Origin of the sequence: Massilia sp. GER05 (assembly GCF_052056005.1) — a bacterium.
In the GTDB taxonomy this organism is placed as follows: Bacteria; Pseudomonadota; Gammaproteobacteria; order Burkholderiales; family Burkholderiaceae_D; genus Telluria; species Telluria orientalis.
This window is the reverse complement of sequence record NZ_CP178858.1, coordinates 241394-262485: the sequence shown is the minus strand read 5'-3', so window position 1 is coordinate 262485 and position 21092 is coordinate 241394. Positions and strand designations below refer to the sequence as shown.

Sequence of the window (21092 nt, the reverse complement as noted above, 5' to 3'; positions counted from 1 at the left end):
TCATGGACTACCGTGCCTGCTGGTGCACCCGGGCCCGCTATACCGTCTTCGATTCGCATTACGGCGACGGCGCCGCGGTCCGCGTCGTGACGGACGTCTGGCGCACCGATCCGCACCGTTCTCCCAATCTTCATATCGTCGCCCTGTGCGACCACCTGCTGCCGGGCTTCCACCGCATGCCGCAGGCGGAGCCGGGCGTCACGCTGGACCTGATCAGCGCACCGCTGACGGACGCGCTGGCCCAGCTGACGGCGCGCGTCGACATGTTCCGCCTGCACGACATCGAACACGCAGGCTCGGACTTCGCGCGCCACGTCGCGCGCGTGGCCGCGCAGGACGCCACGCTGCAGGCGCAAGGCCTCACGCAAGACCAGGTCGCCGCACTGGCGGCGCAGGGCTTCGTGTTCGACGCGGATGGCCGCCACGCGCGCTTCGCCAGCCGCAAGCCACGGCCGCCCGCACCGCCGGCGCCCGAACGCCGCGCGATCGTGCTGGGTGCCGGCATCGCCGGTTCCGCCGCGGCCGAGCGCCTGTGTGCGCGCGGCTGGCAGGTGACGGTCGTCGACCGCCAGCCGCAGCCCGCGATGGAAGCGTCGGGCAACCGCGCAGGCATCTTCATGCCGCTGCTGTCGAAGGACGACAACGTGCCCACGCGCCTGACGCGCGCCGCCTACCTGTACGCGCTGCGCCACTGGGAGCGCCTGGGCGGCATCGGCCGCGCCATCGAGGGCGACAAATGCGGCGTGCTGCAGCTGGCGCGCGACGCCGGCCACGCGGACGTGCAGCGCGCCATCGCCGCCGATACGTCGCTGCCGCCCGATTTCGCCGAGTGGCTCGAACGCCCGGAGGCGGAAGCGCTGCTCGGCGGCCTGCCGGCGCCGGACGGCGGCTGGCTGTTCCGCGGCGCCGGCTGGGCGCGGCCCGGCAGCGTGTGCGCGGCGATGCTGGATGCGTGCGGCGGGCGCCTGGAGCGCAAATTCGGCGTGGGCGACGTGCGCATCGAACGCGACGGCGAGCAGTGGCACCTGACGAACGAGCACGGCATCGTGGTCGCGCGGGCGCCGAACCTGATCCTGGCCAACGGCGCCGGCGCCGCGCAGGTGCCGCAGGCCGCGCCGCTGCCATTGACGATGCTGCGCGGGCAGGTGTCGCACGTGCCGGCCGACATGGTGCCGAAACTGCCCGTCGTGCTGTGCCGCGAGGCGTATCTGACGCCGCCGTCCGGGGGCGTGTGCAGCGCCGGCGCGACCTACGACGCCGATCCGAATCCCGCGCTGTCGCCCGAGAGCCACGCGGAAAACCTGGAGCGCCTGCGCGGCCTGCTGTCCGATCCGCATGCGGCGGCGGATGCGCCGCTGGCGGGGCGCGTGGGTTTTCGTTGCGTGGCGCCGGACCGCCTGCCGCTCGTCGGCCGCCTGCCGGATTTCGCCGCCGCCGGCACCACCGAGCGCCTGCGCGACGTGCCGCGCCATCCGGGACTGTACGGACTGCTCGGCTATGCGTCGCGCGGCCTGATCTGGGCCGGTCTGGCGGCCGAACTGCTCGCCGCCCAGATCGAAGGCGAGCCGCTGCCATTGGAGTCCAGCCTGGTCGACGCGCTCGATCCGGCCCGCTTCGTGTTGCGCGCACGCCGCGCGCCGCGGGGTCCGCAGCCTGAAAATTGATTTCTTTCGGGCAACCGAAAGTTTCAAAGGTATAATGTGTGCCAAGCAACATTTCACACCTGATCCAGCCATGGACGACACCCCCGACGCGCCCGAACTGTCGCTGTTTCTCGCCTCGACCGCGCATGACATGAAGAATTCGATCAGCGTCCTGTCCGGGACGCTGGAGCGGCTTCTTGTCGACGCCTCCCCGCAGACGGAATCGGCGTACCCGCAGATGGCGCACATGCTGTACCAGACGAAGCGCCTGAACGACAACCTGATGCAGCTGCTCGCGCTGTACAAGCAGGTGGGCACGCCCGCGTACCCGTTCGACGTGCAGCCGCTCGAGCTGGGCCAGCTGGTCGACCAGGTGGTGGCGCTGGAGCGCGTGCTGCTGAAGTCGCGCGGCCTGAAGCTGGAACTCGATTACGACGCGGATCTCGTCTGGCACTTCGACGAAGACCTGATCGTGGGCGTGCTGTCGCATGCGATCAACAACGCCATCCACTACACCTGCGACACGGTGCGCCTGGCGATCCGCGTCACCGACGACAACTGGCTCGAACTGCGCGTGGAAGACAACGGCCCCGGTTATCCGCCGGCGCTGCTGAAGGCCGGCGCGATCGCCACCCGCGAAACGGCGGGCGGCATGAACTTCCTGACCAACAGCGCGGGCCTGGGCCTGTATTTTTCCAGCGAAGTCGCGCGCATGCACCAGCACCGCGAGCGGCGCGGCACGCTCCGCCTGGAAAACGGCGGCCGCTACGGCGGCGGCTGCTTCATCCTGAACCTGCCATGAACGCTTCCGCCAAGGCCGTCAACGAAATCGACTGGGCCGACAAGAATTACCTCGTCGTCGACGACTTCGTCGGCGTGCGCCAGCTGCTGCGCGAAGCCCTGCGCAGCCTGGGCGCGAAGAACATCGACCAGGCCTCGTCCGGCGGCGAGGCGATGGGCCTGCTGGCGCGCATCCGCTACGACGTCGTCCTGTGCGACTACAACCTGGGCGACGGCAAGAACGGCCAGCAGGTGCTGGAGGAAGCGCGCGTGCGCAACCTCGTCAACCCGAGCACCGTGTGGCTGATGGTGTCGGCCGAAAAGAGCGTGGAATCGGTGATGGGCGCGGCCGAGCACCAGCCGGACGCCTACCTGATCAAGCCGATCACGGAAGGCGTGCTGCTCACGCGGCTCAATCGCGTGTGGCACAAGAAGCAGGTCTTCCGCCTCATCGACCAGGCCTATGCGGAGAAGGACTACCTGCGCGCGGCGCGCCTGTGCGATGCCGCCATCGTAGGCCACAAGGCGCACGAGATCGACCTGCTGCGCATGAAGGCCAAGCTGATGGAAAAGAGCGGCGAGCCGGTGAAGGCGCGCGAAGTGTACGAGCGCGTGCTGGAGCAGCGCGAATACCAGTGGGCGCGCGCCGGCATCGCCAAGATCCGCATGGCCAACGGCGAATTCGAACAGGCGCGGCAAGCCTTCCAGAGCGTGATCGCGGAGAACCGCTATTACATCGACGCGTACGACCAGCTCGCGCTGACCTATCAGAACCTGGGCAAGCTGGACGAGGCGTGCGCGATCCTCGAGCGCGCGGCAAAACTGTCGCCGAATTCCGTGCCGCGCCAGCGCAATCTCGGCAACGTGGCGCTCAAGGTGGGCAACGTGCAGATGGCGGAGCAGGCCTTCCGCAAGTGCATCCTGATCGGCGAGTATTCCATCATGAAGACACCCGACGCCTACCTCGGGCTGGCGCGCGTGTGCGGCCAGAAGAACGATGCGAAGGAAGCGCTGCGGCTGCTGCTGCAGGTCCAGCGCGAGTTCGCCGCCGACCATCCGGACATCGCGCTGCGTTCCAAGATCACCGAGGGTCTCGTCTACCACGAGAGCGGCGACTACCGGCGCGCGCGCAAGGCCGGCGACGAGCTGGAAGCGCTGCTGAACGCGACGGAGGACCGGCCCGACATTCCGACCTGCCTGGAACTGGCCACGCTGCTGTTCGCGGTGGGCGTGAAGGATGCGCCGGTGGAGCTGCTGTGCTACGTCATCCGCAACAACCACGACAATCCGCTGCTGCTCGACGAAGTGCAGAAGATCTTCGACAAGGCGCGCCTCGGCGACGAGGGCCTGGAGTTCATCCGCGCCTCCAAGAAGGAAGCCACGGACCTGATGAACCAGGGCGTGCTGCTGTGGAAGACGGGCAAGCTGAAGGACGCCGTCGAGTGGATGCGCCAGGCACGCAAGAAGGTGCCCAACAACCAGCGCATCCTGTTCAACGCGGCCCAGATCCTCGTCTCGCACATGCAGCAGCACGGCTACGACACCGCGTTATCGAGCGAAGCGTACGAGGTGCTGCACCACGTCGACCGCCTGCTGCCGGGGCAGCAGCGCTTCGCGCAGTTGATGGAGCAGTTGGCGCAGCTGCAGCCGGTGGCGGAGAGTGGCGTGGTCGACGAGGTGGTGTAGTTGTCGGGTGCGCGCTCCGTTACCAGCGAATGGACGCCGAAGATTCGTGCCGAATTGAGTCAGTTGGCACGTTTCTGTTGGCGTCCAACACGTCGGCACCCTGCCGACGTCGGCATGTCCGGTCTGATCTGGCGCCTGGCGGTCATATTGCTTGCATATCTGGTGTCGTTTGCGATCGTGCTTTCACCGATACTGCTTGGGCTGACCAAGCTGCTCGGCGTGACATCGACGCTGGATTGGTCGGGCACCCGCATGGCGTTTGCGTCGGTGGTGGTCGCCCCACTGCTCGAGGAACTGGTCTTTCGGGCTGGCCTGCGCAGTGCGACCGCGACACTCGCGGTGCAGCCTGTGCTGATACCCCTTTTCATTGGGAGCTGGCAGGTCTCGCTCGTCCTGCTTGGCGTTGTTGCGGCTGTGATGTTCGTCGATCACGTTCGCCGGCGACACCTCGATGATGCGAGAAAATTTTCTCTACGCATGGCGCGAGGACGTGCCTTCCTGACTCGATATCGCCTGATCGTGTGGGGGAATGCGGTTGCGTTTGGCCTTGCTCACCTTGGCAATTTTACGATTGCGACCACCAATGGTTGGCTTGGGTGCCTGACAGTGTTCGTCGTCTCTTCGCAGATGATTACGGGAGTTGTCCTGAGTTACTTTCGCCTGCGTTATGGATTGTTCTCTGCAATGGCCTTCCACGCAATTTTCAATTCTAGTTGGTTGTTGTTTGACTGACGTGGCGTAATTCGCTACACGGTCTAGTGAAAATCATAATCCCGGCGGCACTGCCCGCCGTGTGAAAATTTGCCTTTGATTACAGCGGAGAGCGACGTGCGCATCGAACGGACCACCCACGCGGCGGTGACCCGCCGCGGCTTCCTCAAGTCCGCCGGCGGGCTCGTGCTCGGCTTTATGCTGCCTGTCCCCGGCCGCGCAGCCGCACCGGCACCGAACGCCTTCCTGCACATCGCGCCCGACGACACCGTCACCGTGATGGTCGACCGGCTCGAATTCGGCCAGGGCGTCCACACGGCGCTGCCGATGCTGATCGCCGAGGAGCTCGACGCCGACTGGTCGCGCGTGCGCGCCGAACTGGCGCCGGCCGGCGACGCCTACAAGGATCCGCTGTTCGGCATCCAGATGACGGGCAGTTCCATCTCCGTGGCGCACTCGTTCACGCATTACCGCGAGACCGGCGCGCGCGCCCGCGCGATGCTGATCGCCGCCGCGGCCGAGCAGTGGCAGGTCGCGCCGGCGTCGTGCACCACGTCGGCGGGCACGGTCATCGGCCCCGGCGGCCGCAAGGCGCGCTACGGCGCGTTGGCCGATGCGGCCATGAAGCTGCCGGTGCCGGCGACCGTCAAGCTGAAGGACGCGAAGGATTTCCAGCGCATCGGCAAGCCGACCGGACGCCTGGATGCGCGCGCCAAGTCGAGCGGCCGGCAGCAGTTCGGCATCGATTTTTCCCTGCCCGGCATGAAGGTGGCCGTGGTCGCGCGTCCGCCCGTGTTCGGCGCCCGGGTGCGCAGTCTCGATGCCGCCAGGGCGCGCGCGATCCAGGGCGTGGTGGACGTGGTCGAGGTGGCGGCCGGCAGCGGCGGTCGTGGCGTGGCCGTGATCGCGGATGGGTACTGGCAGGCGCAGCAGGGGCGCGATGCGCTCGTCATCGACTGGGATACGGACGCCGTCGACAAGCTCGATTCGGGCCGCCAACTGCGCGATTACCGCGCGCTTGCCGCCGCGCCGGCGCTGGCGCCGGCCTCGATCTCGGCCGTCTACGAATTCCCCTATCTCGCGCACGCGCCGATGGAACCGGTGAACTGCGTGGTCGACCTCCACGCGGATCGCTGCTCGGTGTGGGCGGGCGTGCAGTTCCAGACCTTCGACCAGACCGCCGTCGCGGCCGCGGCGGGGCTCAAGCTCACGCAGGTCACGTTGCACACGATGATGTCCGGCGGCGGATTCGGCCGCCGCGGCGTGACCACGTCGGACGACCTGGTCGAAGCGGTCAACGTCGCGAAGGCGTACGGGCGCGGCCCCGTGAAAATCATCTGGAGCCGCGAGGACGACATCAAGGGCGGCTACTATCGCCCGGCGCACGTGCACAAGGTCGACATCGGGCTCGATGGGAACGGCGACGTCGTCGCGTGGAACCATGTGATCGTCGGCCAGGCGATCAGCGCGGGCACGCCGTTCGAATCGGTGCTCATCAAGAACGGCGTGGATTCCACGACGACCGAGGGCATCGCCGAGGCGTATGCGTTGCCGGTAAAGCTGACGGTGCATCATCCGAAGGCGAACGTGCCGGTGCTGTGGTGGCGCGGGTCGGCGTCGAATCACACGGCGTTCGTCATGGAGACGCTGGTGGACGAAGTGGCGCACGCGGCCGGCGCCGACCCGGTCGCGTACCGCCGCAAGCTGCTGGGTGATAAACGCCCACGCCACCTGGCGGCGCTCGACCTGGCCGTGCAGAAGTCCGGCTACGGCAAGAAGCGGCTGGCCGAGGGCCGTGCCTGGGGCGTGGCCGTGCACGGCATGTCCGGCAGCGTGGTGGCCTACGTGGTCGAGGCGTCGGTCGAGAATGGCGTGCCGAAGCTGCACAAGGTCACGGCTGGCGTGCATTGCAACCTGGCCGTCAATCCGCTGTCGATCGAGGCGCAGGTGCAGGGCGCCGTGCTGGCCGCCCTCGGCACCACGTTGCCCGGCGCCGCCATCACGTTCAAGGACGGCGTCGTCGAGCAGGGGAATTTCAACGACTACACGGTGGCGCGCATGCCGGACATGCCGCATGTGGACGTATGCATCGTGCCGTCCACCGAGCCGCCCACCGGCATGGGCGAGCCGGGCCTGCCGCCGCTGGCGCCGGCTTTCGCCAACGCCATCTTCCAGCTCACGGGCAAGCGCTTGCGCAAGCTGCCGTTCGAGCTCGGCTGACGGCCGGGGTGGACGTCAGGTCTTGTCGGTCTTCGACCGGCTGGTCCGCGTCTTGCCGTTGCTGCCGTTGCCGCTGTTCGGCGCAGGCGGCTGCACCTTCGGCGCGTCCTTGGGCGCTTCCGCTTTCGGCGCCCCGCCTGCCTCCTTCGCGGGCGCTGCCGGCGCGGCGGCGCTCGGCGTCATCGCGTTGGCGACGGCCTGCGTAAATTGTTCCTGCAGCATGTTCCACCACGCGACGGCAGCCGGCATCGCCGCCGCCGCCGGGTTGCCCGGCGCGTCCGCTGCGCCGGCGGCCTGCGGCGCGGCCGTGCCCGGCTGAGCCGTGCCGCCGCTGCCTGCCGCGGCGGCAGCCGGCGCCTTGGGCGCATCCGTCTTCGCGGCCGGCGTTGCCGGCTTGGCAGCGGCGCCCGCCTGGCCCTGCCCCCCGAAGAAGGGCGAGAACGGCATGGATGCCATCTTTTCCGCGCTGACGCCGGACTGGCGCATCGCTTCGGCCATCGAGGCACCCATCGTCTTCAGCGTCATCAGCGTGCCGCGCTGCACTTCGAGGGCCTGGATGGTCCCGCGCAGCATGGACAGGTTCAGGTTCAGCCAGGACTCGACCGCCTTGAGGTCGGCGATGCGCTTGTCCAGGTCTTCGGTCGACATCGGCGGTGCGGCGATGCCAGCCATCCCCGGCATGCCGGGTATGCCTTGCATACCGGTGCCGGGGATCTGCATGGATCCCCACAGGTTCTTGACGAATTCCAGCGTGTCCGTCACGCCTGGCATGGCGGGTGCGGAGGGTTTCAGCATGGTGGTCTCTCCCTGGTTGGTGGCCGCTAGCGTAACAGATAAATAAGAGCCGACATAGATATGGTTGGATGCGATGGTTGGACGCACAGGCCGGCAGTGCGCGGGCGGACCGGCTACACTAGGCGGATGAGCCCCGCATACGCCACGACCCGACGCCGCCGGCAACTGGCGCTGGGCGCGCTCACGGTCCTGTTGCATGTGCTCGTGTTCGTCTGGTTCGTGCGCCAGACGGGCCAGGTGCCCGACCCGTCCGCCCGCACGGGACGCGCGCCCCTGACGGCCGAGCTGGTCGAGGCACCGCAGCCGCGCCCGCTGCCGCCCGTGCCGCCACCGCAGCCGGCGCTGGAGCCGCCGCCGTTGCCCGAGATCGATCCGGAGCCCGTGGTGCCCGCCGCGCCGCCGCCCGGTCGTTCCGATGGGGCGTTGACGCCGGAATCGGACGGTCTCGCGGCGTCCGATGCGGCGGGACAGCAAACGGGGCAGGGTGGCGCCGCCGCCGGTGCGGACCCCGTACAATCCACGACACAGGACGCGGCGCCCCAGACGCAGGTCCAGCAGGAAGCGGCACCGAAGCCCCAGCCGGCCGCGCCCGAAGCGCGCCGTTACAAGGTCGACATGCCGCCTTCGGCCGACATCACGCTCGACGTCGCGCGCACGGACGCGAACGGCACGAAGTGGAGCGGCAACGCGCTGCTGTCCTGGCGGGTGACGCCGTCCAGCTACCGCGTGAAGATCGAGGCCGGCATCCGCGTCGTGTTTGCGCACGTGAACCTGCTCACCCTCACGAGCGAGGGCACGGTTGGAGACGAAGGATTCGTCCCCTCCTTGATGACGGAGAAGCGGCGCGGACGCGCCATGACGGCGACGCATTTCAATCGCCGGGAGGGCACGCTGACGTTTTCGGCATCCGGCGCGAAGTATCCGCTCGTGCCGGGCGCGCAGGATAAAGCCAGCGTGCCGCTGCAGTTGGCGGCCATCGCGCGCGGTGATTCGAAACAATTGTCGGGAAATATCGACATCCTTGTCGGCGAAGACCGCGACGCAAGCGTTTTCACCTTCACGGTGGCCGGACAGGAACAGCTCGACACGCCGCTGGGCCGCATCGCCACGTGGCACTTCGTGCGTCCACCGAAACCCGGCTCGTACAATTCGCGCCTGGAACTCTGGCTGGCGCCGGCCTATGGCTGGTATCCGGTACAGATCCGCAACGTCGAGGCGAGTGGGGCGGTGACGACCCAGACCGCGAGCAAAATCGTGATTCAACAAGCAGGAAGCTGATATATGAAAAATGTTTTGAAGACGGCAGGCGCAGGGGCAGTATTGATGACCGTGCTGGGCGGCCAGGCGGTCGCGGCGGAAGAACATCCGGCCATCAAGCGCCCGTTCGACCTGCCGCCGTCGGCCGACCTGACCTATTCCATCGGCGCGCGCCAGCGCGGCTTCAACCTGAGCGGCGATGCGACGCTCACCTGGCGCGCCAACGACAGCAAATACACGATCAGCGCCGAGTCGCGCGTGGCGCTGCTGGGCAAGCTGACGGAAAACCGCAGCACGGGCATCGTCGACAACTGGGGCCTCGCACCGACGGAGTACTACGACAAGCGCTTCCGCAAGGATCCGACGACGGCCACCTTCGACCGCGACGGCAAGACCATCACCTTCAGCGACGGCGACAAGACGTATCCGATCAAGGGTGGCGAGCAGGACCGCGTGTCCGTCTCGTGGCAACTGGTGGCGGTCGCGCGCGCCGCGAAGGACAAGTTCAAGCCGGGATCGGAATGGCAGTTCTTCGTCATCGGCCCGCGCGATGCGGACCCGTGGACGTTCCGCGTCGTGGGCCGCGAGAAGGTGCAGGCCGGCGCGTCGCTGGGCGAAGTGGATGCCGTGCACGTGATGCGCGCGCCGCCGCCGGGTTCCAGGGACCAGTCGCTCGACATCTGGCTGGCGCCCGGCCACGAGTGGTATCCGGTCAAGCTGCGCTTCACCGACAACGACCGCGACTACGTCGAGCAGACGCTCGAACGCATCGTCAAGAAGTAGCCCAGTCCTTTACGTAGGCCGGCGCCGCGGCCGCGCAATGCGCGTCCGGCACCGGCGTTCCGCGCGCCTGTGCGAGCGGCAGCACGCCGGCCCACGCGGCGATGTGCATGTCCTCCTCGTCGTCGTTCGGCGGACCCGTACGCACCTTGCACGCGGCTTCGGCCAGTGCAATGCGCATCACGGTCGTCGCCGCGAATTCCTTGTCGTTCCCCGGACGGATCCCTGCCTGCCGGCCCGGCGCCAGGTGTTCCATGAAGTCGGCCAGTGCGTCGCGCTTGGCGGATTCGCCGACGACCTCGAAGCGGCCGTAGACCATCGCGCTGCGGTAATTCATCGAGTGATTGAAGGCGGAGCGCGCGAGCACGAGGCCATCCACGTGCGTGATCGTCACGCAGCAATCCTGCTCCGTCAGGCGCTGCAGCATGCGGCTGCCGTTCGACCCGTGGATGTACAGGTAGTCGCCGCTGCGCCAGCAGGCGGTGGGGATGCAGTGCGTGCCGTGCGCGTCGGCGAAGGCGATGTGGCAGACGTAGGCGGCATCGACGATGGCGTGCAGCAGGGCGGGGTCGTAGGATGCGTTGCGCGCGATGCGCTTGACCTGGGTGCGGGTGGAGGGAGCGGTATTCATGGCCTCGATGCGGTGAATGGAAGCCGCACTATAATGGTCAAGTTGGCCCCAGCAACAGATCCAGGGGCGCGCTATTTCATGGAGCCACGATGGATTATTCGCTGCTGCTGGACGCCTTCGGCCGCGACCACGCGCATCACGCCTGGCCGCGCCAGCGCCTGCTGCACGAATGCCTGCGCGCCGCGATCCGCGACGGCACGCTGGCCGCCGGCACGCGCCTGCTTGCGACGCGCGCGCTGGCGCAGGAGCTGGGCATCGCCCGCAACACGGTGCTGTACGCGTACGAGCAGCTGGCGTGCGAAGGCTTCGTCATCCCGGACCGGCGCGGCACCGTGGTCGCGGGCATCGCCCCCGCGCCGCGCCGGCGCAGCGCCGGCGTGCCGCAGGCGGGCCTTGCGCGCCGCGCGCAGGACCTGCGGACCGTGAACGGCACGGCCAGTGTCGCGCTGCCGTTCACGCCCGGCGTGCCCGACCTGCGTGCATTCCCGCTGGCACAGTGGCGCCGCCTGCTGGACCGCGCATGGAGGGGCCTGTCCGCGGACCAGCTGAACTACGGCGACCCGGCCGGCGAGCCGGCGCTGCGCACGGCAATCGCGGACTACCTGCGCGCGTCGCGCGGCGTCGTGTGCGAGCCGGGCCAGGTCTTCATCACGGACGGCACGCAGGCGAGCCTCGACCTGTGCGCCCACGCGTGCGCGGACGCTGGCGATATCGCCTGGATCGAGAGCCCCGGCTACGGCGGCGCGCTGGCCGCGTTCCGGGGTGCGGGCCTGATCGTCGAGGGCATCGCCGTGGACGGGGAGGGCATGGCGCCGTCTCTTCACGACTGGAGCGCGCGCCGCCCGAAGCTGATCTACACGACGCCGTCGCACCAGTACCCCATCGGCGTGGTGACGTCGGCGGCGCGGCGCCTCGCACTGATCGACGGCGCGCGTGCGGCCGGCGCGCTGATCGTCGAGGACGACTACGACAGCGAATTCCGCCACGAAGGCCCGCCGCTGGCGGCGATGCAGGGCCTCGTGGCGGATGCGCCCGTGCTGTACTGCGGCACGTTCAGCAAGACGATGTTTCCGGCGCTGCGCATCGGGTTCGTCGTCGTGCCGGCCGGGCTGGCGCCGCCACTGGCCGTCATGCGCGCGCAGTCGGCAGCGGCGGGGCGGACGGCGGAGCAGCTGGCGCTGGCGGAGTTTTTACGCAGCGGGGAGTTCGCGCTGCATTTGCGGCGGATGCGGCGGTTGTATCGGCAGCGCCGGGATGCGCTGGTGGAGGCGCTCGGGCGGCACGTGGGCGATCATGCCGTCATCGAAGGCGCTTCGGCCGGCATGCACCTCGCCCTGCGCCTGCCCGCCGATGGCATTGCGGACGTGGAGATCGTGCGTCGCGCGCGGGCGCAGGGGATCGTCGTGAATGCGTTGTCGGCCCATGCGGTGCCGGGCGGGCCGCCGGTAAATGGGCTGATGCTCGGTTACGCGCAGGTGCCGGCCGAGCGGATCGATGCGCTGGTTGCGCGGCTGGCCGGTGTCATCCTGCCCATCGCGAGCAATCAGTCGACGTGGAATTCCTCGGCCGAGCCGAACAATTCCCAGCATGCGACGAACAGCGCCGCCACGACCGGCCCGATCACGAAGCCGTTCAGGCCGAACAATGCCATGCCACCGATCGTCGATAGCAGCACGAGGTAGTCGGGCAGCTTGGTGTCCTTGCCGACCAGGAGCGGACGCAGGATGTTGTCCACCAGGCCGATGACGACGATGCCCCAGCCGATCAGGCCGATGCCTTCCCACGTCGATCCGCTCACCAGCAGGTAGATGGCGACCGGCGCCCAGACCAGCGCGGCGCCGATCGCCGGCAGCAGCGACAGCACGGCCATCACAGTGCCCCACAGCAGCGGCGCCTGGATGCCCAGGAACCAGAACGCGACGCCGCCCAGCATGCCCTGCGCGATCGCGACCAGCACGTTGCCCTTGACGGTGGCGCGGATGACGGTCGTGAAATTCTCGAACAGGCGGCTCTTGTAGCGGCGGCTCAGCGGCACGGCCGCCTTGATGCGCGCGCCCAGCATGCGGCCGTCGCGCAGCAAAAAGAACAGCAGGTAGAGCATGATGCCCAGGCTGATCAGGAAGTCCATCGTGTTACGCCCGAAGTCGATGGCGTGCACGGCGGCGATCTGGCTGAACCTGGCCGCGCCCGCCGACAGCTTTTGCTGCAGCGTGGCGAGGCTCAACAGGTCGTAGCGGTCGAGCAGGCTGACGGCCCACTGCGGCAGCGCGCCGACGATCTGGCTGAAGTAGCGGCCGACGTCGATGTGCCCGGTGCCGACCTGCTTGTAGATGCCGAGCGCCTGGTTCACCAGCGACATCGTCACCAGCGACACCGGCAGGATGACGATGACGACGATCGTCAGCAGCGTGAGCAGGGCGGCGACGTTCGCCTTGCGTCCGGTGGCCGCCAGCATGCGGTTGTGCAGCGGCGCGAACAGGATCGCCAGCACGACGCCCCAGAAGATGGCGCCCGAATAGGGCAGCAGGATCCAGCCGAAGGCGATCGTCACCACCACGAGCAACCAGAGGAAGACCTTTTGCGGCAGCGAATAGGATGGCGTCTGCGGGGAGGGGGGAAGGGACGAAGGCGGCGTCGATTGCGTCATGGATGGGGCAACGTGAACTGGATGTGCCTCATCATAATGGATGTGCCGGCGCCGCGGACGCGCGCAAGGCGCCGCCTGACCTGCACCGGCGCACCTTGTGCAATCTACTCTTGCGGCCCTGGGTCGTCCGGATTGTCATTTTCCCAATGCAGCACGATCTCCTTGGGCGCATTCCCCACCTTGACGGTCCGTTTGAAGGTTTTGCCCTCCGCCGCCGCGCTGATCCGATACGTGCCCGCCGGCAGTCTGGCAAAGAACATCGGCCCCGTATTCGCCGCGGTCACCAGGTTGGCACCCTTGGCATCCGAGATATCGAGCTGGACGTCGGAGCGGTAGGCACCGCTCTGCTTGGTGGCAAAGGTCAGCAGCAGGTTGTAGTCGGCGCGCTGGGCCTTCATGGCGGCCTGCTCTTCCTCGCCGACGCCGCCGTTGACGTAGTTGATGCCGTTCTGCTGCTTCGGGGTGAGTGGCGCCGCCAGGACGGCGGCCGGGGTCAGGCAGGCGGCCAGGAAGGTGGACACAACCGCGGCCGCAAGTGTGCGTTGCATGGCATTCCTCCTCATGAATATGATGTAAATATCGCAACGTTCATTATCGCGCTGTCGGGATCAGAGGGGCGCGCGCCTGATGTTGCAATGTTGACAAGTCAAGCGGCGCTTCGATTCCGTTGCATATTCACCAGTTGTGAACCGTACGCGGGCGTTCCGTATTAGTTGCCAAGCCTTAACTGTTATACTGACGCCCCCGCGCCCGTGGTCCAGAAGGCCGCGCGCGACAGCAGACTGGTAAGCCTTACGATGATCGACAACCTGGCAGCAACCGCCGCCGACTCCCAAATCCCAGCGCTCGATGAGCTCGACCCGCTGCAGACGCACTTCCAGGAGGGAGTGGCGCCGGACGAGATCGAGCAGGTATATCACCTCAAGCGTGCGCAGCCCATGCTGCAGGCGTTCACCGCGCTGTTCCACGGCTCGCAGGACGGCGTCATCGTGCGCCTGCTCGTGCTGCGCGAGCTCGCGTCCGACGCGATGGATTCCGCCTTCTCGCGCGCCGACATCAACACGAAGTTCGCCTACCTGATCCCCGAAAGCCTGGAAACGGTGCTGGGCCGCCTGCGTACGCACGGCCTGCTCGCGTGGGACAACCCGGCCGCCGTCTACCGCATCACGCCGCTCGCGCGCAACGTGCTGGCCGCGCTCGACACCTTGCTCGCCCTCGGCAAGCCGGAAGAGGACGAGGCCGAGATGGGCTTCCTGCTGTCGCAGGTGGCCGGTGCGCAGGCCGTCGGCGGCATCACCGTCGACCAGCTGAAGCATTTGCTGGGCCGCCTCGTCGAGCTGCACGAGGAATTCCGCGACGCGATCGCGTCCGGTTCCGAATTCCGCCTGCGCGCGTCGCAGGCGAAGTGGCACATGGCGTGCGACTGGGTCGAGAAGGGCTCCGTGATCCTGCGCGCCATCACGTCCGACGAGCGCGCCGACTCCGCCACGCACCGCGCCGCGCAGGCGATCGGCCGCGCCCAGTCGCAGCTCCTGAACATGCAGGGGATGTTCTCGCGCGCGCTGAACCAGATCGAGCGCCAGCGCGTGCACCTGGGCCAGTCGGGCCTGTCGACGACGGACATCAAGCGCTGGCTGCTGGCGCACGACGACCTCGCCAGCCTGGCCGAGGACGCGATCGACCGCCCGGTCGTCCCGCTGTTCACGACGCCGGCCGAGATGATCGACGTGGCCGAGACGGAACTCATGATGGAACGCGTCGCGCCCATGGCGCCGGGCGGCCTGCCGAACGGCGAGGACGCGGCCATGACGATCAACGACAACCCGGCGATGCAGGCGGAACTGGACGACTGGATCCGCCGCCTTGCCGATTTCGCCAACCTGGACAACTTCCCCATCATGGCGGAGGGGGCACCGAAGAGCGTGCCGATCCAGGAATCGCTGCTGCCGGCCAGCTTTGCCGTCGCATCGTACCGCGCCTCGCTGCTGCCGCTGCTGGGCGATCCGGCCGAGGCCAACCTGCAGGGCCCGACCGCCGAACTGGCGCGCCTGCCGGTGCGCTTCGATTCGGCCGACGAAATGATCCCGCTGGACGACCCGCACATCGCGGCCATCTCGCGCGCGACCCTCTCACTGAATCTCGATCTACCGAGCACCCCGGAAAGCAAGACGCAAGATGAATGACGACGCCCAAATCCTGATCGCGCGACTGCTCACGCACCAGACCCTGCGCCGCGACGACAAGATGGTCAAGCGCGCGCTGTCCGACGACCAGTTCCGCGCCGAGATCGACAAGCGCCTGCTCGAATGCGGCCTGAAGCTTCTCGACAACGTGTACGCGGACCACGTCACGCTGGCCCTGCACCGTAACGTCGAACCGAAGATCTTCGGCGCCAAGGACATCTGGCAGAACAATAACTTCGGCCTCACGCGCGACGGCGTGGCGCTGCTCGTCGTGCTGTGGGCGCAGATCATCCTGCCCAAGCGCCAGCGCCAGGAAACGCACCAGGCCATCGACATCGACCAGTCCGACATGTTCGACAAGGACAACCCGATCCCGCGCGCGGAAGATACGTCGATCGGCATCTCGTACACGACGCTGCTCGCGGACTTCGGCGAGAAGCTGGGCAAGAAGACCCGCATGGACATGAACCTGGGCCTGTTGTCGAAGCTCGGCTTCATCGAGCGCCGCGGCGACGTGATCCTGGAAGGTCCGCTGCTGGACCTCCTGATGGATACCGACGTGCTGAAGGAACGCATCATCAACGGCGCGCTGGCCGACGTGTTCAAGCGCGCACCGGTGGCGGCCGCACCGCGCCGTCACGTCAGCGAAGCCGCGAACGACGAACCGGTCGACACCGAAACGCCACAAGCTTAAGAGGCACGCATGTTCCACATTAAATCCCTCGAGCTGGTCCACTGGGACTACTGGCAGCGCATCAAGAACATCCCGCTCGACGCCAAGATCATCACCATCGCCGGCCAGAACGGCTCCGGCAAGACGACGCTGCTCGACGCGCTGCGCACGCTGTTCGGCCTCGATTGCTCCATGGGCCGGACCTATAAACACTACGCGCGCCATTCGGGCCAGCAGAGTGCCTGGCTGCGCGCCGTCGTCGACAACAAACCGTCCGGCCGCCAGCTGTCGAACCGCCCGTTCCGGCATAGCGGCTTCTTCAGCGACGACGAAGTCACGCTGTTCTGCCAGGTGCAGAAGAACGGCGGCGACTGGAAGCGCCAGTACCTCATGCGGCCGGGGAACATCCAGATCGAGGAAGTGACGGAAGCCACCGACTGGCTCGGCGTCGAGAACTACCGCAAGCGCCTCGCGTCGGCCGGCCTGTCGCCCGCGATGTCGAAGGTGCTCGCGCTGGAGCAGGGCGAGACCGATAAACTGTGCGAATACGCGCCGCGCCAGCTGCTGGACCTCGTGTTCCAGGTGTTCGGCGACAAGGAAGTGCTGGACGCGTACGACGAGGCGAAGCGCCACCAGCGCGACACCGAGTCGGAGCTGAAGCGCTTCGAGGCCGAGCTGGAGACGTCGCGCATCAACCTCGAAGGCCTGCGCCTGCGCGTTGCGAACTACCACCAGTGGGAAGACCTGCAAAAGGAACGCCGCGCCCTCGTCGAGGAAGTGCTGCCGAGCCTGGAATACCACGAAGCGCGCGAAAAGGCCGCGAACGTGAGCCGCGCGCTGCGCGAGGCGAAGAAGCCGCTGATGCAGGCCGACAGCCTGCTGACGGAAAAGCGCAACGCACTCGCCGCCCAGCAGCGCGCGCTGACCGAAGCGCAGCAGCAGGAGGTGAAGCTCGAACAGGAAGCGAACGAACTCGCGACGCGCCTGACGCAGGTGAACGCGAAACTGAAGCCGCTGGAAAGCCTGCTCGAGCAGAAGGAACGCCTGAATAAACTGGCGGCGGATGCCGGCGCGGACATCGCGGAAGTCGCGACGCAGCTCGAAGCGAAGGAAGCGGAACTCGCGAAGAAGAAGGCCGAACGCGAAGCGCTGGCGACGAAAATCGCGGGCGAGCTGGCGACCATCTCTGCGCTGCAGGGCAAGACGACGATGCCGGAGCCGGAAGCCCAGCGCCAGATGCGCCGCGCGCTGCGCGATGCGGGCATCCCGCACGCCATGCTGTCGGACATCGTCGAAGTGACGGATCCGAAGTGGCAAGGCGCCGTCGAGGGTGTGCTCGGTGGCTACGCATCCGTCGTGCTGCTGGAGCGCGCGAAGGATGCGTCGGCCGCCTATAAACTGGCGGAGAAGGAGCGCTATCGCCACTTCATCGTGCCGGACTGCGTCGATGCGCCCGTTGTCAAGGACGATACCTTGCTGTCCGTCGTGCGTTTCAGCTCGAAGGCGCCGTCCTGGCTGATCGACCAGCTGGAACGCATCGAGCGCGTGGATTCCGTCGACGACGGTTTCAAGAGCGACGCCGACGAATGGATCACGCCGGACGCGTATCACAGGGAACGGCGCGGCGGCCGCTCGCTGTTCGTCGAGCCGTCGCGCTACCGTTTCGGTGCGGCCGGCAAGACGCAGCGCCTGGAAGCCATCCAGCGCTCGCTGCCGGCGCTGGAAGCGCAGGAAGACACGTTGACGCTCGCGATCAGCAAGCTGGCGGCGGAAGTGTCCGCGCTGCGCGTGCGCATCGCCGGCGTGGACGCCGCGAAGGAGCTGTCGGCGCGCCAGGCCGAATTCGAAGAAGCCACGCGTGCGCTGGAACCGCTGAAGGCCGAGCGCCTGCAGGTGGGGGCGCGCCTGGGCGAGCTGCAGGTCCTGATCAAGAACGCGACCGTCACGCGCACGCGCGCCGACACCGTCTGGCAGAACGCCCGCATGGCGCTGTCGGAAGCGGAAGCGGGCATGCGCCTGAACAACCGCCGCGTGATCGAGCAGCGCAGCGAGCATGCGCGCGAGCTGCTGACGTTGCGCCGGTCGTGGCGCCACGTGCCGAAGTCGTGGCGCAGCGCGCAGCAGCGTGCGGCCCTCGTCGCGACGCACCAGAACGCGCACCAGGTCAAGCTGCGCATGAACTCCCTCGACGCGTCGCTCGCGCGCGCGGACTGGGAACAGGACCCGACCGTCATCGACCAGTACGCGCGCCTGAACGACCAGCTGTCCGGCCGCCAGGTGGAGACGGAAGAACGCCGCTACCAGAACAACCGCGCGATCGAGGCGACGGACAATGCGCGCGGCGCCTACATCGAACGCCTGCGCTACACGATCAAGACCTATTCGAAGAACATCCGCGAACTGGGCGAGCTGGCGAACATCGACGTGTCGGTCGACCCGGTCCGCCTGGAGAACGACGACGTGCAACTGGCGCAAGCGGGCCTGCACGTGCGCTTCAAGTTCGACGGCAAGGGCCAGATCGGCATGAACGACGGCGAGGCGTCGGGCGGCCAGCAGGTCATGAAATCGCTCGTGCTGCTGATCGGCCTGCTGAAATCGGAAGAGGGTTCCGGCGGCTTCGTGTTCATCGACGAGCCGTTCGCCCACCTGGACATCCGCAACATCCAGCTGGTCGGCGAGTTCCTGAAAAACACCGACGCGCAATACCTGATGACGACGCCGCTGACGCACAACACGGACGTCTACGATCCTTCCGATCTCACGCTCATCACGAGCAAGAAGAAGAAGGACACGCAATGGGCGCAGCCCATCTTCGTGCTGCAGCGACGGCGCGAAGGGGAAGAAGCGCAGGCGGCCTGACCGCATTGTCATGATGGCTGCAGCGGCCGGCGTTCCTGGGGACGCCGGCCGTTTTGCTTGTATGCCTGCGCCGTCAGATGGCGCGACAGCGCCTCGCGTGCCGCGTCGCCGATGCCCTGCCAGTACGCGCGTCGCCGCGCCGCGCGCTTGCGGTGCCTGGACGGTATCGCCGCCAGCGGCCTGGCCTCGAACGGCAGGGCGATGCACCACGCGCGGCCCGGCATGTCGGTGCCGCCGAGGCTGCGCCATACGCTGTCATAGGCCGTGGCGAAATGCTTGTCGCCGGAAGGCAGCCAGGCGCAATGCCAGGCCGACTTGACGGCCACCACGTGGTCCATGCCCAGCGCCTGCGCGATGCCCTGCAGCGCGGCGCAGCAGAAAAAAACGGGTGTCGTGACCAGCGGGGAGTCTGGCGGGAAGGCGCGCCGGAACGCATCGACGGCGTCGGCCTCGTCGGCACGGTGCCCCTGGTTGCGGGCGATGAACGGCAGGATGCCGGCCGCGCCGAGCCCGGCCAGGCCGGCGAAGCGCTCGTCGACCCAGCTGAACGACAGGCGGTGGACACGCCTGCCGTTTGCCAGCAGGGTCAGGGTGAGGTCGCCTTCCGCGTTCAGGCGCTGCGCCATGCCGAGGCGGATCTCGACCTTGCTGCCGTCCGCCTCGTGCTGCCACAGCACGAGTCCGCCGTCGCGGTAGACGGCGTGCTTGTAGGCGGTGTCGAACATGGCGTCCTCGAAGCGGTAATGCGTCAGCACGCAGCGTACGCGCTGGCGCAGCGACAGCCCTCTGGCGAGATAGTTGCGGTGGCTCAGGTGGTGGAACACGTCGTCGTGCACCTGCGTCACGTAGTTGCGGTAGACGTCCATCGCCAGCAATTCCACGTGGGCACGGCGGAACAGCAGCACGCGCAGGCTGCGCATGATGCAGGCTGCCCAGGACGCGAACGGGTAGTGGCGCCGGGCCAGCCAGTGGCGGGTGAGGAGGGAAAATACCATGCGTGCTCCAGGCAAACGACTGGAGCCACGACACGGTTGTCAATACATCAAATAGCCCCTGCGGCCATTCTCCGCAGGGCTATGCATGACGCATTGGGCTGCATCAAGCGAATCAAGCGTCGCCGATTTCCTTGCGCATGCGCTGGCGCCAGCGCATCAGGGCCGCGGAGAACGTGGCGAAATACGCGGCCGTCAAGCCCAGGCACAGCATCGTGATGGGGCTGTCCGTGAAGCGCGGGTTCGGGCGGCTGCTGCCCTGGTTCATGTAGATCTCGATGCCGAGGTAGACCACGCGCGCCACCAGCAGCATGGCGACGAGGATGCCCATGCGCGACGGCGGCGTGAAGAAATAGCCTTCGGGCGTGTCTTCGAAGCGGGTGCGGCGCAGGCCGTAGCTGCCCAGCGCGATGCCGCCGATGGCGCCGGCGGCCAGCGCGGCCAGCTGGAACGGGCGGTCGCCGAGTTCCGATGCCGGGATGAGGATCATGACGACGAAGACGAACAGGCCCGTGTAGTGGCGCGATAGGATCGAGCGCTGCCGGGTCATCTGGTGTTTCAGGCGCGAATGAATGCGCCAGATCAGCAGGGGAACGAGGGCGATCAGGGCGAGGGTGGTAAGACTCATGCGTTAAAACTCAAGGTGAGACGGGGGCGGTGCGCTTGCGCCAGGACAGCAGGCCGAACGCGTAGCTCATGTAATAGCCGGCCAGTACGCCGAAGATGACGAGGGTCAGCGGGCTCGACACGAACTCGTGGTGGGCAAGCGAGCCCAGCGCGAAAAACTCGTACGCGCGCCAGGCCATGCGGGCCATGAACAGCAGGGCCACCGCGATGCCGATCGGCGCGTGCGGGGTGAAAAAGAAATCGTCGCCGACCTGTTCGAAGCGCGTCCTGCCGATCGCGATGCGGCCCAGCACGGCGCCGACCGGCAGCCCGGCCGCGAGGCCCGCGAGGGCGAACGGGTTCGTCTTGATGCTGACGGCGGTCAGGAGCAGCAGCAGGATCGGGAAGAACACGAGCGTCGTGCGGTGGCGCCACGTCTTCGAACGCTGGCGGGTCGTCAGGCGCTTGATGCGGCTGACCATGCGCCACAGCACGAAGGGCGCGAGCACGGCGGCAACGACGGGAGTCGGCAACATGGGATTCCTCGGAATTTTCTGTCGAATCCGCCATTGTAATCCAGGCGCGCGTCGGCAAACCGCTGCCCATGGTAATGTTTTGGCATCTTTAGC

The 21092-nt window shown here is 67.5% G+C and carries 17 protein-coding genes and 1 pseudogene; 11 read left to right on the top strand and 7 right to left on the bottom strand.

The features are described 5' to 3' along the window. The first annotated feature begins 2 nt into the window (after window positions 1–2). From mnmC to ACL58G_RS01140, 5 genes are all read left to right on the top strand, one after another. The gene (gene mnmC, locus ACL58G_RS01160) at window positions 3–1664 is read left to right on the top strand and encodes an FAD-dependent 5-carboxymethylaminomethyl-2-thiouridine(34) oxidoreductase MnmC (protein ID WP_440964706.1); all 1662 of its coding nucleotides are present in this window, start codon (window positions 3–5) and stop codon (window positions 1662–1664) included. A gap of 70 nt (window positions 1665–1734) precedes the next feature. Beyond that, on the top strand, window positions 1735–2445 hold the full coding sequence (locus ACL58G_RS01155) for a sensor histidine kinase (protein ID WP_371765122.1): 711 nt from the start codon (window positions 1735–1737) through the stop codon (window positions 2443–2445). After that, entirely contained in the window at window positions 2442–4109 is a 1668-nt protein-coding gene (locus tag ACL58G_RS01150; protein ID WP_440964704.1) for a tetratricopeptide repeat protein, read from the top strand. The genes ACL58G_RS01155 and ACL58G_RS01150 overlap by 4 nt, the downstream gene beginning before the upstream one ends. Before the next feature lie 114 nt (window positions 4110–4223). Beyond that, entirely contained in the window at window positions 4224–4841 is a 618-nt protein-coding gene (locus tag ACL58G_RS01145) for a CPBP family glutamic-type intramembrane protease (RefSeq protein WP_413386291.1), read from the top strand. A gap of 96 nt (window positions 4842–4937) precedes the next feature. Next, on the top strand, window positions 4938–7040 hold the full coding sequence (locus tag ACL58G_RS01140) for a molybdopterin cofactor-binding domain-containing protein (protein WP_440964701.1): 2103 nt from the start codon (window positions 4938–4940) through the stop codon (window positions 7038–7040). A 15-nt stretch (window positions 7041–7055) separates the two neighbouring features. Here the strand turns inward: ACL58G_RS01140 and ACL58G_RS01135 are convergent, their stop codons facing one another. Beyond that, entirely contained in the window at window positions 7056–7835 is a 780-nt protein-coding gene (locus ACL58G_RS01135) for a PhaM family polyhydroxyalkanoate granule multifunctional regulatory protein (RefSeq protein WP_440964699.1), read from the bottom strand. A gap of 126 nt (window positions 7836–7961) precedes the next feature. On the opposite strand from ACL58G_RS01135, the gene ACL58G_RS01130 reads away from it, so the two are divergent. Next, complete coding sequence (locus ACL58G_RS01130) at window positions 7962–9113, top strand: DUF3108 domain-containing protein (RefSeq protein WP_440964697.1); 1152 nt, start codon at window positions 7962–7964, stop codon at window positions 9111–9113. A 3-nt stretch (window positions 9114–9116) separates the two neighbouring features. After that, a complete protein-coding gene (locus ACL58G_RS01125) occupies window positions 9117–9875 on the top strand; it encodes a DUF3108 domain-containing protein (RefSeq protein ID WP_440964696.1) in 759 nt (252 codons plus the stop codon). Here ACL58G_RS01125 and ACL58G_RS01120 read toward each other — a convergent pair. Beyond that, window positions 9865–10503 (bottom strand): pyridoxamine 5'-phosphate oxidase family protein, encoded by a 639-nt coding sequence (locus ACL58G_RS01120; RefSeq protein ID WP_440964694.1) that lies wholly within the window; start codon window positions 10501–10503, stop codon window positions 9865–9867. The genes ACL58G_RS01125 and ACL58G_RS01120 overlap by 11 nt on opposite strands. Before the next feature lie 89 nt (window positions 10504–10592). On the opposite strand from ACL58G_RS01120, the pseudogene pdxR reads away from it, so the two are divergent. Then, a pseudogene (gene pdxR, locus ACL58G_RS01115) lies at window positions 10593–12029 on the top strand (MocR-like pyridoxine biosynthesis transcription factor PdxR); the annotation flags it as partial. A gap of 17 nt (window positions 12030–12046) precedes the next feature. Here the strand turns inward: pdxR and ACL58G_RS01110 are convergent. Further along, window positions 12047–13150: an AI-2E family transporter gene (locus ACL58G_RS01110; protein WP_413386298.1), complete on the bottom strand. Its 1104-nt coding sequence runs from the start codon at window positions 13148–13150 to the stop codon at window positions 12047–12049. 104 nt (window positions 13151–13254) lie between these two features. Continuing rightward, the gene (locus ACL58G_RS01105; RefSeq protein ID WP_440964692.1) at window positions 13255–13698 is read right to left on the bottom strand and encodes a hypothetical protein; all 444 of its coding nucleotides are present in this window, start codon (window positions 13696–13698) and stop codon (window positions 13255–13257) included. A 249-nt stretch (window positions 13699–13947) separates the two neighbouring features. Here ACL58G_RS01105 and ACL58G_RS01100 point away from each other — a divergent pair, with 249 nt between their 5' ends. Genes ACL58G_RS01100 through ACL58G_RS01090 form a run of 3 tightly spaced genes read left to right on the top strand, consistent with a single transcriptional unit; the run spans window position 13948 to window position 18865 of the window. Continuing rightward, a complete protein-coding gene (locus ACL58G_RS01100) occupies window positions 13948–15333 on the top strand; it encodes a hypothetical protein (RefSeq protein WP_440964690.1) in 1386 nt (461 codons plus the stop codon). After that, on the top strand, window positions 15326–16027 hold the full coding sequence (locus tag ACL58G_RS01095) for a hypothetical protein (protein WP_413341104.1): 702 nt from the start codon (window positions 15326–15328) through the stop codon (window positions 16025–16027). The genes ACL58G_RS01100 and ACL58G_RS01095 overlap by 8 nt, the downstream gene beginning before the upstream one ends. Window positions 16028–16036: 9 nt before the next feature. Then, window positions 16037–18865 (top strand): ATP-binding protein, encoded by a 2829-nt coding sequence (locus ACL58G_RS01090; protein WP_440964688.1) that lies wholly within the window; start codon window positions 16037–16039, stop codon window positions 18863–18865. Between the two features lie 8 nt (window positions 18866–18873). Here the strand turns inward: ACL58G_RS01090 and ACL58G_RS01085 are convergent, their stop codons facing one another. The 3 genes from ACL58G_RS01085 to ACL58G_RS01075 all read right to left on the bottom strand — a co-directional run bounded on the left by ACL58G_RS01085 (window position 18874) and on the right by ACL58G_RS01075 (window position 20999). Continuing rightward, the gene (locus ACL58G_RS01085; protein ID WP_440964687.1) at window positions 18874–19860 is read right to left on the bottom strand and encodes a DUF535 family protein; all 987 of its coding nucleotides are present in this window, start codon (window positions 19858–19860) and stop codon (window positions 18874–18876) included. 112 nt (window positions 19861–19972) lie between these two features. Then, window positions 19973–20485 carry a hypothetical protein gene (locus ACL58G_RS01080; protein WP_413341098.1) on the bottom strand — a complete coding sequence of 171 codons (513 nt, stop codon included), beginning with the start codon at window positions 20483–20485 and terminating at the stop codon, window positions 19973–19975. Between the two features lie 10 nt (window positions 20486–20495). Continuing rightward, entirely contained in the window at window positions 20496–20999 is a 504-nt protein-coding gene (locus ACL58G_RS01075) for a hypothetical protein (RefSeq protein WP_413341097.1), read from the bottom strand. Window positions 21000–21092 lie beyond the last annotated feature (93 nt).

Coding starts and splice junctions, on each gene's coding strand:
- mnmC (WP_440964706.1), top strand. CDS start 3: ATGGACTACCGTGCCTGCTGGTGCACCCGGGCCCGCTATACCGTCTTC.
- ACL58G_RS01155 (WP_371765122.1), top strand. CDS start 1,735: ATGGACGACACCCCCGACGCGCCCGAACTGTCGCTGTTTCTCGCCTCG.
- ACL58G_RS01150 (WP_440964704.1), top strand. CDS start 2,442: ATGAACGCTTCCGCCAAGGCCGTCAACGAAATCGACTGGGCCGACAAG.
- ACL58G_RS01145 (WP_413386291.1), top strand. CDS start 4,224: ATGTCCGGTCTGATCTGGCGCCTGGCGGTCATATTGCTTGCATATCTG.
- ACL58G_RS01135 (WP_440964699.1), bottom strand. CDS start 7,835: ATGCTGAAACCCTCCGCACCCGCCATGCCAGGCGTGACGGACACGCTG.
- ACL58G_RS01130 (WP_440964697.1), top strand. CDS start 7,962: ATGAGCCCCGCATACGCCACGACCCGACGCCGCCGGCAACTGGCGCTG.
- ACL58G_RS01125 (WP_440964696.1), top strand. CDS start 9,117: ATGAAAAATGTTTTGAAGACGGCAGGCGCAGGGGCAGTATTGATGACC.
- ACL58G_RS01120 (WP_440964694.1), bottom strand. CDS start 10,503: ATGAATACCGCTCCCTCCACCCGCACCCAGGTCAAGCGCATCGCGCGC.
- ACL58G_RS01110 (WP_413386298.1), bottom strand. CDS start 13,150: ATGACGCAATCGACGCCGCCTTCGTCCCTTCCCCCCTCCCCGCAGACG.
- ACL58G_RS01105 (WP_440964692.1), bottom strand. CDS start 13,698: ATGCAACGCACACTTGCGGCCGCGGTTGTGTCCACCTTCCTGGCCGCC.
- ACL58G_RS01100 (WP_440964690.1), top strand. CDS start 13,948: ATGATCGACAACCTGGCAGCAACCGCCGCCGACTCCCAAATCCCAGCG.
- ACL58G_RS01095 (WP_413341104.1), top strand. CDS start 15,326: ATGAATGACGACGCCCAAATCCTGATCGCGCGACTGCTCACGCACCAG.
- ACL58G_RS01090 (WP_440964688.1), top strand. CDS start 16,037: ATGTTCCACATTAAATCCCTCGAGCTGGTCCACTGGGACTACTGGCAG.
- ACL58G_RS01085 (WP_440964687.1), bottom strand. CDS start 19,860: ATGGTATTTTCCCTCCTCACCCGCCACTGGCTGGCCCGGCGCCACTAC.
- ACL58G_RS01080 (WP_413341098.1), bottom strand. CDS start 20,485: ATGAGTCTTACCACCCTCGCCCTGATCGCCCTCGTTCCCCTGCTGATC.
- ACL58G_RS01075 (WP_413341097.1), bottom strand. CDS start 20,999: ATGTTGCCGACTCCCGTCGTTGCCGCCGTGCTCGCGCCCTTCGTGCTG.